Annotated in this window: 12 protein-coding genes and 1 pseudogene; 10 read left to right on the plus strand and 3 right to left on the minus strand. The window is 60.7% G+C overall.

From position 1 onward, the window contains the following. Positions 1 to 29 precede the first annotated feature (29 nt). From U5A08_RS13730 to cptA, 6 genes are read left to right on the plus strand one after another with little or no spacing between them, the layout of a single operon-like run. Positions 30 to 293 (plus strand): acyl carrier protein, encoded by a 264-nt coding sequence (locus tag U5A08_RS13730; protein WP_017845645.1) that lies wholly within the window; start codon positions 30 to 32, stop codon positions 291 to 293. After that, positions 280 to 1,479: a serine palmitoyltransferase gene (gene spt / locus U5A08_RS13735; protein ID WP_247404158.1), complete on the plus strand. Its 1,200-nt coding sequence runs from the start codon at positions 280 to 282 to the stop codon at positions 1,477 to 1,479. Before U5A08_RS13730 ends, spt begins: the two co-directional genes overlap by 14 nt. Then, on the plus strand, positions 1,476 to 3,215 hold the full coding sequence (locus U5A08_RS13740) for an ABC transporter ATP-binding protein (protein WP_321851972.1): 1,740 nt from the start codon (positions 1,476 to 1,478) through the stop codon (positions 3,213 to 3,215). The genes spt and U5A08_RS13740 overlap by 4 nt, the downstream gene beginning before the upstream one ends. A 1-nt stretch (position 3,216) precedes the next feature. After that, positions 3,217 to 3,951 carry a nucleoside/nucleotide kinase family protein gene (locus U5A08_RS13745; RefSeq protein WP_247404166.1) on the plus strand — a complete coding sequence of 245 codons (735 nt, stop codon included), beginning with the start codon at positions 3,217 to 3,219 and terminating at the stop codon, positions 3,949 to 3,951. Next, positions 3,951 to 4,694, plus strand: a complete 744-nt coding sequence (locus U5A08_RS13750) for a nucleoside/nucleotide kinase family protein (RefSeq protein ID WP_253395649.1) — start codon at positions 3,951 to 3,953, stop codon at positions 4,692 to 4,694. The genes U5A08_RS13745 and U5A08_RS13750 overlap by 1 nt, the downstream gene beginning before the upstream one ends. A 4-nt stretch (positions 4,695 to 4,698) precedes the next feature. Beyond that, a complete protein-coding gene (cptA, locus tag U5A08_RS13755) occupies positions 4,699 to 6,432 on the plus strand; it encodes a phosphoethanolamine transferase CptA (protein ID WP_321851975.1) in 1,734 nt (577 codons plus the stop codon). An 8-nt stretch (positions 6,433 to 6,440) separates the two neighbouring features. Here the strand turns inward: cptA and U5A08_RS13760 are convergent, their stop codons facing one another. Then, complete coding sequence (locus tag U5A08_RS13760) at positions 6,441 to 7,364, minus strand: LysR family transcriptional regulator (RefSeq protein WP_253395654.1); 924 nt, start codon at positions 7,362 to 7,364, stop codon at positions 6,441 to 6,443. A 474-nt stretch (positions 7,365 to 7,838) separates the two neighbouring features. On the opposite strand from U5A08_RS13760, the pseudogene U5A08_RS13765 reads away from it, so the two are divergent. Continuing rightward, positions 7,839 to 7,991, plus strand: a pseudogene (locus U5A08_RS13765) (type II toxin-antitoxin system HipA family toxin); the annotation flags it as partial. Between the two features lie 356 nt (positions 7,992 to 8,347). Here the strand turns inward: U5A08_RS13765 and U5A08_RS13770 are convergent. Continuing rightward, positions 8,348 to 8,929, minus strand: a complete 582-nt coding sequence (locus tag U5A08_RS13770; protein ID WP_321851978.1) for a helix-turn-helix domain-containing protein — start codon at positions 8,927 to 8,929, stop codon at positions 8,348 to 8,350. 155 nt (positions 8,930 to 9,084) lie between these two features. Here U5A08_RS13770 and U5A08_RS13775 point away from each other — a divergent pair, with 155 nt between their 5' ends. Then, positions 9,085 to 9,978, plus strand: a complete 894-nt coding sequence (locus U5A08_RS13775; RefSeq protein WP_321851980.1) for a DMT family transporter — start codon at positions 9,085 to 9,087, stop codon at positions 9,976 to 9,978. Between the two features lie 127 nt (positions 9,979 to 10,105). On the opposite strand, the gene U5A08_RS13780 is transcribed toward U5A08_RS13775, so the two are convergent. After that, positions 10,106 to 10,999, minus strand: a complete 894-nt coding sequence (locus U5A08_RS13780; RefSeq protein ID WP_253395665.1) for a LysR family transcriptional regulator — start codon at positions 10,997 to 10,999, stop codon at positions 10,106 to 10,108. Between the two features lie 271 nt (positions 11,000 to 11,270). On the opposite strand from U5A08_RS13780, the gene U5A08_RS13785 reads away from it, so the two are divergent. Next, positions 11,271 to 12,905, plus strand: a complete 1,635-nt coding sequence (locus tag U5A08_RS13785; protein WP_321851983.1) for a DUF1302 domain-containing protein — start codon at positions 11,271 to 11,273, stop codon at positions 12,903 to 12,905. Between the two features lie 32 nt (positions 12,906 to 12,937). After that, positions 12,938 to 14,293, plus strand: a complete 1,356-nt coding sequence (locus U5A08_RS13790) for a DUF1329 domain-containing protein (protein ID WP_321851985.1) — start codon at positions 12,938 to 12,940, stop codon at positions 14,291 to 14,293.

Here is a 14,293-nt window from a genome sequence, read left to right on the forward strand (position 1 = left end):
CACTTTCATACAGATATCAGACTCTTTTTATGTTGAAGCGCGAAGTCGTCACCGACTACATCCTGGAATGCCTGAGCGGCTTGACCGCCGACAAGCAACGGCCAGTAGGCCTGCACAGCAACCTGATCGAAGACCTGGGCCTTGAGTCCATCAAGATCATGGACTTGCTGATGATGCTGGAAGACCAGTTCGACCTGTCTATCCCAATCAATATCCTGATCGATGTCAGCACGCCCGCCGACCTCACCGATGCACTGATGATCTACCTGGAGGAGCATCATGGGGTTGTATGACGGTTTCTCCCGCCTGGCACAGGAGCGCGAAGCGTTCCAGGACGGCGGCCTCAACCCTTTTGGCACCTGCATCGATGAGGTCCACTCCGCCACCCAGGGGAGCATCGGCAATCGTCGCGTCATTTTGGCCGGTACCAACAACTACCTGGGCTTGACGTTTGACCCTCAGGCCATTGCCGCCGCCCAGGCTGCCCTGGTCGAGCAGGGCACTGGCACCACCGGTTCGCGCATGGCCAACGGCAGTTACGGCGGGCACGTGGCGCTGGAGCAGGAGTTGGCGGCGTTCTTCGAGCGGCCATCCGCCATTGTCTTCTCCACCGGTTACGTCGCTAACCTGGGCGTCATCAGCGCCCTGGCGACTCCCAAGGCGGTGGTGCTGCTCGATGCCGATTGCCACGCCAGTATCTACGATGCGTGCGCCCTGGGCGGGGCGCAGATCATCCGCTTTCGTCACAACGACGCTGCGGACCTTGAGCGACGCATGGTGCGCCTCGGCGAACAGGCCAAGGATGCGCTGATCATCGTCGAAGGCATCTACAGCATGCTCGGTGACGTGGCGCCGCTGCAGGACATCGTCGAGATCAAGCGCCGCCTGGGTGGCTACCTGCTGGTGGACGAGGCGCACTCCTTCGGCGTGATGGGCCAGACTGGCCGTGGCCTGGCCCAGGCGGTGGGCGTCGAGCAGGACGTCGATATCATCCTCGGGACGTTCAGCAAGAGCCTCGCGGCCATCGGCGGCTTCGCGGTGGGCAATGACCGCGGCATGGAAGTGCTGCGCTATGCCAGTCGCCCTTATATCTTCACCGCCTCGCCATCGCCATCGGCCATTGCCTCCGTGCGTTCGGCGCTGCAGACCATTGCGCAAGCCCCTGAGCTGCGCGACAAGCTGTGGCAAAACGCCCATCGTCTGTACAACGGCCTGGCAGCGTTGGGTTATCAGGTAGGCCCGCATGCCAGTCCGGTGGTGCCGGTGATGATCGGCACCAAGGAGCAGGGCATGCGCTTCTGGCGAGCGTTGATCGAGCACGGGGTCTACGTGAACCTGGTGCTGCCGCCGGCCGCGCCTGCGGGCATCACGCTGGTGCGGTGCAGTGTCAGCGCGGCCCATTCGGAACAGGAAATCGACGCCATGGTGGAGGCCTTCGCCGCCCTGCGCGACAGCGATATCCTGGAGTCGGTGGCATGAGAATCATCCTGGCGTTCGGTAAATCCTACCCCCTTCGCACAATTTTGATGCTGCTCAGCCTGGTGGTTGCCGGTGTGGTGGAGGGCGTGAGCCTGACTACCATGCTGCCTCTGGTGTCGGTCGTGCTGGGTGACAGCGGCCACTCAAGCATAGTGGCCAGCCATGTTGCCAGTGTGCTGAACAGCGTGGGACTGGAGCCCACCATCACCGTCCTGTTGATTATTATCGTGGCCGGTATGTCCTTGACCAGCCTGTTGATTCTGCTGGCCAACCGTCAGGTGGGCTACACCGTGGCACGCGTCGCCACGGACCTGCGTGTCGACCTGATCAATGCCACGCTGGGCAGCCGATGGGAGCATTACCTGCGTCAGCCCGGCGGTGCCCTGGCCAACGCCGTGGCCACCGAGGCGTACCGTGCCGCGACGGCCTACGAGCACGCCGCCAATATGATGGCCCTGACGATTCAGGCCATTGCCTACGCCATCATTGCCTTAGTGGTGTCCTGGCAGGCCGCCTTGGTGTGCATTGCCCTGGGCCTGGTCATTTTGCTGGCCTTGCGGGGCCTGGTGAAAACCTCGCGCAAGGCCGGCAAAAGCCAGACCGGGCTGATGCGCGAACTGCTGATCAACCTGAGCGACACCCTGGGTTCGGTCAAGCCGCTGAAGGCCATGGCCCGCGAGGACATCGCCGATTCGCTGCTGCGCAGCCAGGCGACTGAGCTCAACACCGCCATGGAAAAGGAAGTCAACAGCCGCGAGACCCTGCGCGCCCTGCAGGAGCCGCTGCTGGCGCTGCTGGCCGCAGGCGGTCTGTACGCCGGCCTGGTGATCTGGAAGCTGCCGATGTCCTCGGTGATGGTGCTGATCTTCATGGTCGTGCGCGTGCTTGGGCTGATGCACAAGGCCCAGCAGCGCTACCACCGCATGGTCGGGCAGGAGAGCGCATTCTGGGCCTTGCGCGAGGCGGTGGAAGAAGCCGAGGCCCAGCGTGAACCCGCCGGCGGCAGCCTCCAGCCAACGTTGGCGCGGAACATTGCGTTCGATCGGGTTTCGTTTACCTACGGCGGTCGACGCATCCTTGATGAGGCCAGCGTGAGTTTCGAGGTGGGGACGATGACAACCCTGGTCGGCCCGTCGGGCACCGGCAAAACCACGGTTCTTGACCTGCTGTGCGCTTTGCTGGTGGCTCAGGACGGCCGCATCAGCGTGGATGGTCAGGCGCTGGCCGATCTGCAACGGCGCAGCTGGCGCCGGATGATCGGCTACGTGACCCAGGAAACCCTGCTGCTGCACGACAGTGTGCTGGCCAACGTCACCCTGGGTGAACCGTCACTGACCGAGGCCGATGCCGAGCATGCGTTGCGTCAGGCCGGCGCCTGGGAATTCGTGCTGGGCCTGGATCGAGGTCTGTACACGCGGGTAGGGGAGCGGGGCGGCCAACTGTCCGGTGGTCAGCGCCAGCGGATCATTATCGCCCGCGCGCTGGCGCACCGGCCCAGCCTGCTGATTCTGGACGAGGCCACCAGTGCACTGGACGCCGAATCCGAAGCCGACATCTGCGCCACGCTCAAGGCGTTGACGCCAAGCATCACCATTATTGCCGTGTCGCACCGGCCGCGCCTGATCGAGGTGGCGGACAAGGTTGTCGAGCTGGTCGAGGGTAAATTCAAAGTTGTGACAGGTGGGCATGCGCAAGTGCCGCGTCCTGTTCTGAGCCACGGCACGGGAGGTCGCTGAAATGTCGATGAACCATGAGAACGAATTGGCACCAGTGATCGCCTTTGTCGGCTGCGACGGAGCGGGCAAGACCACCGTTTCCGACGCTATCCTGGCGTGGATGCGCGAGTCCGGACAGGTTGAAAGCTGCCATCTGGGCATTCAATCCAAGGCTCTGGGCGAGAAGCTGGTGGGTTTGCCGATGGTGGGGGGCGTACTCAAGCGTCTGATTGCCAAAAACTCGCCGAAAACAGTGTCGCCAGGCGAAGCGTCGCCAAGCTCGATCGAGGCGCCGAGTACCCTGGCGGCGGCCGCGATTTTTCTGCTGTCCGTGCGGCGTTGGCGGCGCTATCAGAAGATGATGTCGCTGCGACGCCAGGGTGTTGCGGTGATCGCCGATCGCTTTCCGCAAATTGCCGTGGCCAAAATGAAGATTGATGGCCCGGGCCTCAGTGGCCTACCGCATCGCAATGCGCTGGTGCGCTGCCTGGCACGTTGCGAACGCTTGCTGTACTGCTACATGGTGAGCTATCGCCCTGACGTGGTGATTCGGCTCAATGTCGATCTGGAAACGGCCTACAAACGCAAACCGGACCACCGCTACGCGTCGTTGGCCGCCAAGATCGCGTTGGTGCCGCAGCTGGAATACCAGGGCAGTCCGATCATTGATCTGGACAGTACCCAGCCCCTGGACACCGTCATCGACCAGGCCAAGCATGCCATCAGCGCATGCCTGTCCCGCCAGCGCGCCGTGTAATGGCCAGCCTTAGCGCCTTCCGGCGCCTGGCGCCCTTGGTCGCCATCATCGGCCCGGACGGTGCTGGCAAGACCACCACGGCGCACTACCTGTGCTCGGTCATTGCCAATAGCCAATATGCCTATCTGGGGCTGGGCTCCGGGGCGCTGGGGCTGAAGATCCGGCAGTTGCCATGGATAGGCGCGATGCTGGAGCGGCATCTGTCCGCCAAGGCCCGTCGGGCTCGAACGCCCGGCGAGCGTATTCCCGGGCCTGTCACGGCCGCGGTCATCTACCTGTTCGGCCGGCTGCGCTGGCGGCGTTTCCTGCGCATGCTGCGGGTGCGCGAGAGCGGGCGGTTGGTGATCTGTGACCGCTACCCCCAGGCGCAGATCGCCGGGCTCAACGATGGCCCAGGTTTGTCGGCCGCCCACGCCACGGGCTGGTTCAGCGCGTGGCTGGCTCGGCGTGAGCGCGATCTCTACATCGAGATGGCCCAGATACCGCCCACGCTGGTCATCCGGCTCAATGTGGACGCCCACACGGCCTGGGTGCGCAAGCCCGACCATGACCTGGCCCTGATCGAGCGCAAGGTGGCCGCCACTGCGGCCTTGACGTTCCCCGGGGCGCGAGTGGTCGAGGTGGATGCGCGCTTGCCGCAGGCCCAGGTGCACGCCATTTGCCGTCAGGTCATCGAAATACTGCTCAGTGAGACCCCGGACTTTTCCTCAATTCTTGAACCGCAGGTTACACGCGTTGAATAAGCCTATGCCCCATCTCGGCGCCCAGCCCCTTGCGAATGCCTCTGGCACACCGCTCCTGCGCCGTTCCAGTGCCAGCTCTCTGGCCGTCATGTACCTGTTTTTCTGGTATTTCTCCGGCCCCCTGCAATGGTTGATCTACCATGCCGGTGTCGCCGGCCTTGGCGGCTTCTGGCAAGCCAGCGCGGCAAGCCTGCTGTGGCTGATCCCGCCGTTGCTGTTTCCGCGCTGGACACGGCCCATCGTCGGGTTGACAGGGCTGGTGTTGTGGATGTGCTCGCTGACCGCGCTGGCCTACTTCCTGATCTATGGCCAGGAGTTTTCGCAAAGCGCGATCTTCATCATGTTCGAATCCAACATGAGTGAGTCCAGGGAGTATATTTCCCAGTATTTTTCCTGGTCTAAATTGGCCGCGCTGCTTGCCTACACCGTCATCGCGCTGGGGTTATGGCTCAAGGTTCGCCCCGTTGCGTTCTCGGGGCGTGCCAAGGTGGTGGTGTGCCTGCTGATTGCCTTTGCATCGGTGGGCTACTCAGCCCTCCATGAGTACCGCAAGCGTGGCGACCTGGACATGCGCATCGGTAAGTTTCAGCAGAATCTGCAGTCGGCGTCGCCTTGGCAGATGGTCATTGGCTACACGCAGTACCGTCAGCAATTGGCCGATATGGCAAGTATGTTCGAGGACTGGAAAGCCATTGCGCCCTTGCAGCATCTGAGGGATGCCCATGCCGGGCAGCCAGCGACAATGGTGTTGGTTATCGGCGAGTCGACTGACCGCCAGCGCATGAGTCTGTACGGCTACACTCGCCAGACCACGCCACAACTGGATGCCTTGCTGCCCGAGCTCGACGTGTTTGATCAGGTAGTAGCGCCGCGACCGTATACCATCGAAGTGCTGCAGCAGGTGTTGACCTTTGCCGACCAGGAGCATCCGGACCTGTACCTGACGACGCCTTCGTTGATCAGCGTGATGAAGCAGGCCGGTTACAAAACGTTCTGGATCACCAATCAGCAGACCATGACCCAGCGCAACACCATGCTCACCACCTTCTCCAAGCAGGCGGACGAGCAGGTCTATCTGAATAACAACCGGGATCAGAACTCCACCAGCCAATACGACGAAGACGTGCTGGAGCCGTTTAGCCAGATCCTCAAGGACGAGGCACCGCGCAAGCTGATTGTCGTGCACCTGCTGGGCACCCACATGAACTACCGCTACCGGTTCCCCAAGAACTACGCGCGCTTCCAGGACCGCGCCGAGGTGCCGCGCTATATCACGGACAAGACGCTGCACAAATACAACGACTATGACAATGCCGTGTTCTACAACGATCACGTAGTCAGTTCGTTGATTGATCGCTTCAAGCGCACCAACCCCCATGGCTTTCTGGTGTATTTGTCAGATCATGGTGAGTCGGTGTACGACCCGGTGGCCCCGCATATGCTGGGGCGCAATGAAGAGGCGCCGACGTGGCCAATGTACACCGTACCTTTCCTGGTATGGCGCTCGCCGAGCTGGAAGGAGGACAGCCCCCTCGATCTGCACGATGCGCTGCACCGCGAGTGGACCACGTCGCACTTCATTCACACCTGGGCGGATCTGGCAGGGCTGCGCTTCGACACGTTCGAACCGTGGAAAAGTATCGTCAACCCGGCCTATCGCCGAGGCCGGCTGCTGATTGGTGACCCCCACCAGCCGGCCAAGCTGCGTGACTTCAACACGCTGGGCAGCGCGCCTTGAATTGCCGGCTAAGGGGCAGCAGTGGTCGCCAGGTTACCCATGTGCTGCTCCAGCCGGGTGCGCAACCAGCGCTCGGCCGGGTCGTTGTCCGTCAGGCTCAGCCAGACCATGGACAACTCCAGCGGCGGCACCTCGAACGGGCAGGGGTCGTCGCGCAAGTTGCCCCACCCCAGCAACGCCTTCGCCGCATAGTCGGGGCAGCTCGCCAGCAGATCGGTACCGTTGAGGGCCGCCGGCAGCGAGCTGAACTGCGGGATCGACAGTACCACCTTGCGGTCGCGGCCGATTTTAGCCAGGCATTCATCGACGATGCCGTGGACATTGGCCGTGTAGGAGACTTGAACATGGGGGAGGGTACAGAACTCGTCCAGGGTCAGAGGCGTGTCAGTGTTATTGGCGCGCAGGATGCGTGGTTCGATGCGTCTGAGCAATTTGCGCTTGGCGTTGGCGGGAAGTTCGCGGGTCTCGGTAATGCCGACGGTGATGTCGCCAGACGCCAACAGGTCGGGAATGCGCCAATAGTCGGCATGCTGGATGATCACGACCACGTTGGGGGCTTCATCGCGCAGCGCCGCCAGAAAGGGCGGCAGCAGGGCGAATTCGACGTCGTCGGAAAGGCCGATCTTGAAAGTCAGGCGGCTTTCCAGCGGATCGAACTGGTGTGCGAGGCTGAGCGCTGTGGCCATGGCATCAAGGGCGGGCGATAGATGCCGGATGATTTCTTCGGCGCGGCGAGTGGGTTCCATGCGGTGACCTACTCGAACAAACAGGGGGTCATTGAACAGCGTTCGCAGCCGCCCCAGTGCTGTGCTGACGGTTGGTTGGCCCAAATACATTTTTTCGGCGACGCGGGTGACGTTTTGTTCCTGCATGAGCGCTTCGAAAATGACCATCAGGTTGATGTCGGATTTTCGCAGTTCATTTCGATTCATGGGCGCCTTTCAACTGCCGTGCAAGTCAGCGCATGGCAGTGCCTGGGAAGTTGAGCGAAGGAGTGTCTGATGGTTGAGCTAGACGCACTCAGGCCATTGAAAGTATTTCAAATTGTTACAGGGCGCGAAACTTAGCATGTGCTTTTGAGTGGCACCATGCTGCTTTCTGGAATGCCTAGTTACCGTTTTCGCAACAATAGTGAGCGATCGTTATTAGGGGGCAAAGACGTAACGGTGTTTTCCGCCTGGCGCAATAAAAGCAGTTGGCAGGCGCCGTAGAGCGTCCGTGCTTAACAGGGTGTGTCGTTGATTGAAAGTGTCTTGCTGTAGCACGCTGCCGTTGAACCGGTCTGTCAACTTTTGCTGCTCAAGCGTCGAGGATATAAACATGTTGCTGGTGGACCGTATGTTCAGGATCCCGCTGGAACAGCTTGTCGCCGAAGTGCAGCAAGTGCTCCATGGAGACGCTGGCGAGTTGACGTCATTTGTGATGTAGCGAGCCGATTTGCAACCATCGCCGTATGCCCACAGGTGATTACCCGAGACACCTTGCGCACGATCCAAGACCGTATTGATCAGAACGTAGCTCGGCTACAACACGGTCATGCGGGCAGCGGTTGCCGTTGAAGATCGGGAGGAGAGGGCGTTATTCAGTAATCCTCCAGTCGATTACCTGGTAGTGAGTACTGCGCACACTGGTAAAAGGAGAGCGCGGTAGGGTAACGGCGAATACAGCACGCCCTCAAATATGCCCCCGCGTGTGACAATCCACTGGAAGTGAATGGGTCTCCATGGCGCGTGAAAACGCAGAAATGATCAGATGAACAGCCAGCCCGACGACGCCTAAAGACTCTCAGGATCGCCAAAAAACATTTTGACCGGGCTCTAGGACAACATTTTCAGGCAGAAAAATTTCAAATATGCCCCCAATGTTGCCCCCAGGTCGCTCGTGATACACGAGCGAACGAAAAATGACGCCTACCTCAGGAATGCTCTATCACCATCACTGCAGTAGTGTCCGCCTCAAGTGCTTCGAACACGTGAGGCACATTCGCCAGGTAGCTGATGTAGTCGCCGGCATTCAGCAATACAGGCCCAGTCGCCGGGCCAATATGGGCGCTGCCGCTGCACAGCACTACGTGCTCTACGGTTCCCGGTGGGTGAGGCTGAGACAGCCGAACTTCGCCGGGCTGCACCTTGAGCCGGTAGATGTCGCGCTGTACTCCCGCCGGGCAATCGGCAAGCAGTGTCGCTGCGTAATCGGCAGTCTCGGCATAGGCGGTCATGCCCTCGTTGGCGCGAATCACCCGCAACGGCTGTTGGGGTTGCTCGAAGAACCGGGTGACTTGCAAACCCATTGCCATCGCCAGCGACCACAAGGTTTCGATGCTGGGGTTACCGATTCCCGACTCCAATTGAGACAAGGTCGACTTCGCCACCCCGGCGCGCTTCGCCAGCTCGGTCAAGGAAAGTCCTGCGGCCAAGCGTTCGCGTTTGATTGAAAGCGCCAGCAGATCGATTCGGCTCGGATTACTTCTCAGCAGGTTGTTCGTTATGTCGGTCATTTGTTTTATAGATCATCCTTAAGTGGGTTGACGCTCTGGGGTGCATTGTTCATTATAATGGTCATAAGTTCATTATAAAGTTCATTTTGCCGAGCCAATCCCTGCCAACGGCGGCTTAGGTTACGGCAATGTCGACGGCAAGGAAGCAGTGAGTGATGAAGTCGCAAACCCGTGGGACGCTCGAAATGATTTCGGCCATGGTCATCTCCGGCACGGTGGGCTGGTTCGTCATCATGTCGGGGCAGAGCCCGGAGGCCGTGGTGTTCTGGCGTTGCTTGTTCGGCGCCGTGGCGATGCTGGTCACATGCCTGGTGCTTGGGGTGCTGCGCTGCTCCCTGATCATCGCCCGGCAGTTCATGCTGGTGTGCCTGGGCGGGGTGGCGCTGATCCTTAACTGGGTGCTGCTGTTCAGTGCCTACAAACATTCCTCTATCGCCATTGCCACGGTGGTCTACCACGTTCAGCCGTTCATGCTGGTCGGTCTGGGTGTGCTGTTTTTCGCTGAACGCCTCAGCGCCGCCAAGGTTGGCTGGCTGCTGTTGGCCTTCGCCGGGCTGATGCTGATCGTGTCCGCCAAGGGCAGTGGGCAGGCCACCGGCGTCGACTACGTGCTCGGCGTCTGCCTGGCCCTGGCTTCGGCCTTTTTCTACGCTGTGGCAGCGGCGATCACCAAGCGCCTCAAGGACTTGCCCGCACACTTGATCGTGCTGATCCAGATGGTGGTCGGCGTGCTGGTCCTGGCCCCGTTCGTGGATTTCAGCAGGGTCGATACGGTCGAGGGCGCCTGGACCTACCTGATCATTATCGGCGTGGTCCATACCGGGCTCATGTCGACCCTGCTGTACAGCGCCATCCAGAAAATCCCCACGGCGCTGGTCGGCGCACTGTCGTTCATCTATCCGATCGTCGCCATCCTGGTCGACTGGGTTGCCTTCGCCCATCCGCTCAGCGCCCTGCAAGTGCTTGGCGCGAGCGCGATCCTGTTGGCGGCGGCAGGCATGAATTTTGGTTGGTCGCTGGGCCGTGCCCCGCGTCAGGAAGTGACCTAGGGCCGGGGGCGACACCACACACCATCTGAACCATCGTTAAATCAAGGGCGTTGATCGTGACTGTGATCTTGTGTGGCCTGAGAGGAACGCTGGCCAGGGTTCCTCCTTGGGGCGGATCACATCTTGCTTAGTTGTCTCTGCGAAACGCTCGAACAGTGTCCAAGAATGACTTGAGTAGCGGCGAGGGGTCATCGAATCGATAGATACAGTTCAGGTCGACGCCCGCGTTTTCCGGGAGGTCAGTCAATGGGCGATACACGACCCCGGACAGCGCCAGCACGGTGGCGGATTCCGGCACCAGGCAGACGCCGAAATCACTCGCTACCAGTGCCACCCCCGTTACCGTGTCGCCCACCTCTTGGGCGACGTTTGGCGTGAAGCCCGCCTGCTGGCACAGGCTCATGACGTTGTCGACAAAACTGGGACGCGGCCCGGACGGAAAGACGATCAGCGGATAGTCAGCCAATACCCGAAGCGGGATCGATGCCTGGCGTGCGAGCGGCGATGTTTCGTTGACCGCCAGCAGCAGCCGTTCGGTCGTCACCACCTCATTGGCGATGTCGTTCAACGGTGAGATGAACCGGTTAAAGCCGGCGTCAATGCGCTTTTGCCGCAAGGCTTGAATCTGGGCCTCTTTGTTCATGTTGTGAAGCACCACCTTCACGTCCGGAAACGCGCGGCTGAAGGTCAGCAACAGCTTGGGAATCGCATCGAGAATGCCCGAGCCGAACACCGCAATGTCCAGCCGCCCGAGCTTGCCCTGGCCCGCCCGCTGGGTGCGTTCGGTGGCCTGTTCGACCACCGAACGAATGTTGCGCGCCTCTTCGAGCAGCAGCTCGCCCGCGGGGGTCAACTCCATCCCGCGTGGCGTGCGGTTGAACAGTTGCACCCCCAGGTCTTCTTCCAGTTGCTGAATCTGGCGGGTCAGCGGTGGCTGGGAAATGTGCAGGCGAACGGCGGCGCGGCCGATATTTTTTTCCTCGGCGACGGCGACGAAATAGCGAAGGTGACGAAGGTCCATCGGGCAGGCCTTTTCTGGGGGAATCGGGCGCGCTGCAAGCAATCGCGCGAGCCGTTTCGAGCAGACTACGCGAACCAGCCAGCGCCGTGAACGGCCGTCTTGGTCTATCTATCTAGATACCTAAAAGGTATCGAGCCGTTGGTTTTATGGTATTGGACGGTAATCCTCGGCGGTAATAATTTGTGCAGTGAGAGCACAGACCAGCAGGCGCGCCACGCGTCTTCTAGGTGTGTGACCCCCCACATAAAAATAACAAGTCGAGGATCTCAACATGCTGCATGGAGCCCGTCTGCCCAAATTCCCCCTCAAGACGACCGTTCTCGCCCTTGCCAGCGCCTGTGCCACGGGACCGGCCCTTGCTTTCCAGATAGATGCTGGCAACCCTGACCTGCGTATGTCGTTGGACAACACCGTTAAATACAGTGCGGCCTGGCGCGTCGAAGGCGCCAAGGGCAGCGTGGCGAACAATTCAGTTGGCGTGCAGGCCAACACCAACGATGGTGACCAGAACTTTGGCAAGGGGCTGATCTCCAACCGCTTCGACCTGCTCTCCGAGTTCGACCTGCGCTACAAGCGTAACTATGGGCTGCGCTTGAGTGGCGCAGCCTGGTACGACGATGTCTATAACAAGTCGAACGACAACCCCGGCGCGCTGGTCAATTCCAAGTCGGTCAATTACAACCAATTCACCGACGCCACCCAGAAACTGCACGGTCGCAAGGCCGAGTTTCTGGATGCGTTTCTCTACGGCAGTTTTGCCCCCGGCGACATGGGCCTCAATCTCAAAGCAGGGCGTTTTACCCAGTTGTATGGGGAAAGCCTGTTCTTTGGCAGCAACGGAATCGCAGCAGCGCAGACTTCCCTGGATCTGATCAAGGCCCTGTCGGTGCCCAACTCCCAATTCAAGGAAATCCTGCGTCCGGTGGGGCAGCTTTCCGGCCAGTTGCAGATCACGCCCGATGTGTCGATCGGCGCCTACTACCAGCTTGAATGGCGCAAGAGCCGGCTGCCTGGCGCGGGCAGTTATTTCAGCTTTGCCGACTTTGTCGATGAGGGCGGCGAGACGCTGATTCTCGGGCCGGGCGTCAGCGCGCGGCGCGGTGATGACATCGATGCCAAAAACTCGGGGCAGGGCGGCCTGCAGTTGAAGGTCAAGTCGGGTGACTTCGAATACGGCCTTTACGCCGCGCAGTTCCACGACAAGATGCCGCAGTTCTACCTGCACCCGGATACCGGTGTGTACGAGCAGGTCTACGGCGAGGACATTCGCACCGTCGGCTTCAGCGTGAGCACACTGGTGGGCGAAACCAACGTGGCGGCGGAGATGTCCTTTCGCGACAACATGCCGCTGGTTGCGTCCGGCAACACCGTCATCGTGCCCGAGAGCGCGGGGGCTGATGGCTACAGGCACGCCGCGTTTCCGGTGGGTCGCACTCTGCATATGAACCTCTCGGCCGTTTCCGTGTTGAGCGAAAGTCCGATGTGGGACGCCGCCTCCTTTCTCGGTGAGATCGCCTTCAACCGGCGCCTCAGCATCACGGACAACAAGGACCAACTCGACCCGCTAGCCACCCGTGACGCCACGGCCCTGCAATTCATCTTTTCGCCGGAGTACTTCCAGGTGCTCCCGGGCCTCGACGTGCAACTCCCTGTTGGCGTGAGTTACGGGCTGTCCGGGCGTTCGTCGGTCAACGGGGTGCTGTTTCCTTCCGAGCATGGCGGCAATGTCAGCTTCGGCATCAAAGGCGAGTACCAGAAGACCGTCCAGGCCAGCCTGAACTTCACTCACTACTACGGTCCGGCTGGCTCGATCATCCGCTACGACACCCCTGCGCCCGAGCTCTCCTACAAGAACTTCCACGGTGACCGCGATTTCGTTTCGCTGTCGATTCAACGCACGTTTTGAGTTGGGCCTTCCCAGGTTTAAGGATAATAACAATGCCTAAGACAACAGCGATTTATCTGGCCCTCGCGGCCCTGATCTGCACTGCCAACGGTGCGCAGGCGGCGGTCAGCGCCCAAGAGGCTGCGACCTTGAAAACCACCCTGACGCCCATGGGGGCCGAGCGTGCCGGCAACAAAGACGGCAGCATCCCGGCGTGGAGCCCGACCCCGACGATAGCGGCGGCCAGCGCCAAGGTCGGCGATATTCCCACCCAGGTGTTCGGCAACGAAAAAGTGCTGCTGCAAATCAATGCGCAGAACATGGCGCAATACGCCGACAAGCTCTCGGAAGGCACCCAGGCGCTGCTGAAGAAGTATGCGCAGAGCTTTCGTCTTGACGTGTACCCGACCCACCGTACCGGCCTCGCCCCGCAGTTCGTGTACGACAACACCGCGAAAAACGCCACCCAGTGCCAGATCAAGGATGGCGGCAAATCGATGCAGGGCTGTTACGGCGGCGTGCCGTTTCCGATTCCCAAGGAAGGCGTAGAAGTCATCTGGAACCACTTGCTGCGCGTGGAGAACGAAGCCACTGACGTCGCCAGTTTCAAGAACGTCATTCTGACCGCCGACGGCTCGCGCACCATCGCCACGGAAAACGACCAGTCCAACCAATACCCGTATTACTACAAAGACGGTTCGCCGGAAAAATGGAACGGCGAGTACTTCCTCCAGCGCTTCAGCACCATCGCGCCGCCCTTCAAGTCGGGTGAATCCCTGGTGTTCCGCGACAGCATCGACGTCAAGCAGTCGCGCCAGGCCTGGCAGTATCTGGTCGGGCAGCGTCGGGTCCGTCGCGCGCCGACCGTGGCCTATGACACACCGGACTTCGTCGCTTCCGGCGCCAACTACTTTGACGAGGTGCTGGGCTTCCTCGGCCATGTGGATCGTTTCGACTGGAAACTGATCGGCAAGCGCGAGATGTATGTGCCGTACAACGACAACGCACTGGTCACCGCTTCGGTGGATGAAGCCTACGGCTCCCATCACCTGAACCCGGACAAGCTGCGTTGGGAACTGCATCGGGTCTGGGAAGTGGAAGCCACGGTGGCCAGCGGCAAGCGCCACGCGGTGCCCAAGCGCAAGTTCTACATCGACGAAGACTCGTGGATGGTGCTGCTGGTCGATGGCTACGACAGCGAAGGCAAGCTCTGGCGCACCAGCCAGGTGACGCCGTTCGTATTGCCGCAAGTGCCGATGCTGGCGATGAAACCGGCGAATATTTTCAACTTGCAGGCCAACACCATGAGCTCGACGCAGTCGCTCAATGGCGCGACCTACACGCTTGTCCCGCGCCATCCCGAGGCCCATTTCACCGGGGACGCGGTCGCCGCCGAAGGCGTGCGCTAA

Origin of the sequence: Pseudomonas paraveronii (assembly GCF_963681955.1) — a bacterium.
In the GTDB taxonomy this organism is placed as follows: domain Bacteria; phylum Pseudomonadota; class Gammaproteobacteria; order Pseudomonadales; family Pseudomonadaceae; genus Aquipseudomonas; species Aquipseudomonas paraveronii.

Excerpts from the sequence above, each read along its gene's own strand:
- U5A08_RS13790 (WP_321851985.1), top strand. The coding sequence starts at position 12,938 with ATGCCTAAGACAACAGCGATTTATCTGGCCCTCGCGGCCCTGATCTGC.
- U5A08_RS13740 (WP_321851972.1), top strand. The coding sequence starts at position 1,476 with ATGAGAATCATCCTGGCGTTCGGTAAATCCTACCCCCTTCGCACAATT.
- U5A08_RS13775 (WP_321851980.1), top strand. The coding sequence starts at position 9,085 with ATGAAGTCGCAAACCCGTGGGACGCTCGAAATGATTTCGGCCATGGTC.
- spt (WP_247404158.1), top strand. The coding sequence starts at position 280 with ATGGGGTTGTATGACGGTTTCTCCCGCCTGGCACAGGAGCGCGAAGCG.
- U5A08_RS13785 (WP_321851983.1), top strand. The coding sequence starts at position 11,271 with ATGCTGCATGGAGCCCGTCTGCCCAAATTCCCCCTCAAGACGACCGTT.
- U5A08_RS13745 (WP_247404166.1), top strand. The coding sequence starts at position 3,217 with ATGTCGATGAACCATGAGAACGAATTGGCACCAGTGATCGCCTTTGTC.
- cptA (WP_321851975.1), top strand. The coding sequence starts at position 4,699 with ATGCCCCATCTCGGCGCCCAGCCCCTTGCGAATGCCTCTGGCACACCG.
- U5A08_RS13730 (WP_017845645.1), top strand. The coding sequence starts at position 30 with ATGTTGAAGCGCGAAGTCGTCACCGACTACATCCTGGAATGCCTGAGC.
- U5A08_RS13780 (WP_253395665.1), bottom strand. The coding sequence starts at position 10,999 with ATGGACCTTCGTCACCTTCGCTATTTCGTCGCCGTCGCCGAGGAAAAA.
- U5A08_RS13770 (WP_321851978.1), bottom strand. The coding sequence starts at position 8,929 with ATGACCGACATAACGAACAACCTGCTGAGAAGTAATCCGAGCCGAATC.
- U5A08_RS13750 (WP_253395649.1), top strand. The coding sequence starts at position 3,951 with ATGGCCAGCCTTAGCGCCTTCCGGCGCCTGGCGCCCTTGGTCGCCATC.
- U5A08_RS13760 (WP_253395654.1), bottom strand. The coding sequence starts at position 7,364 with ATGAATCGAAATGAACTGCGAAAATCCGACATCAACCTGATGGTCATT.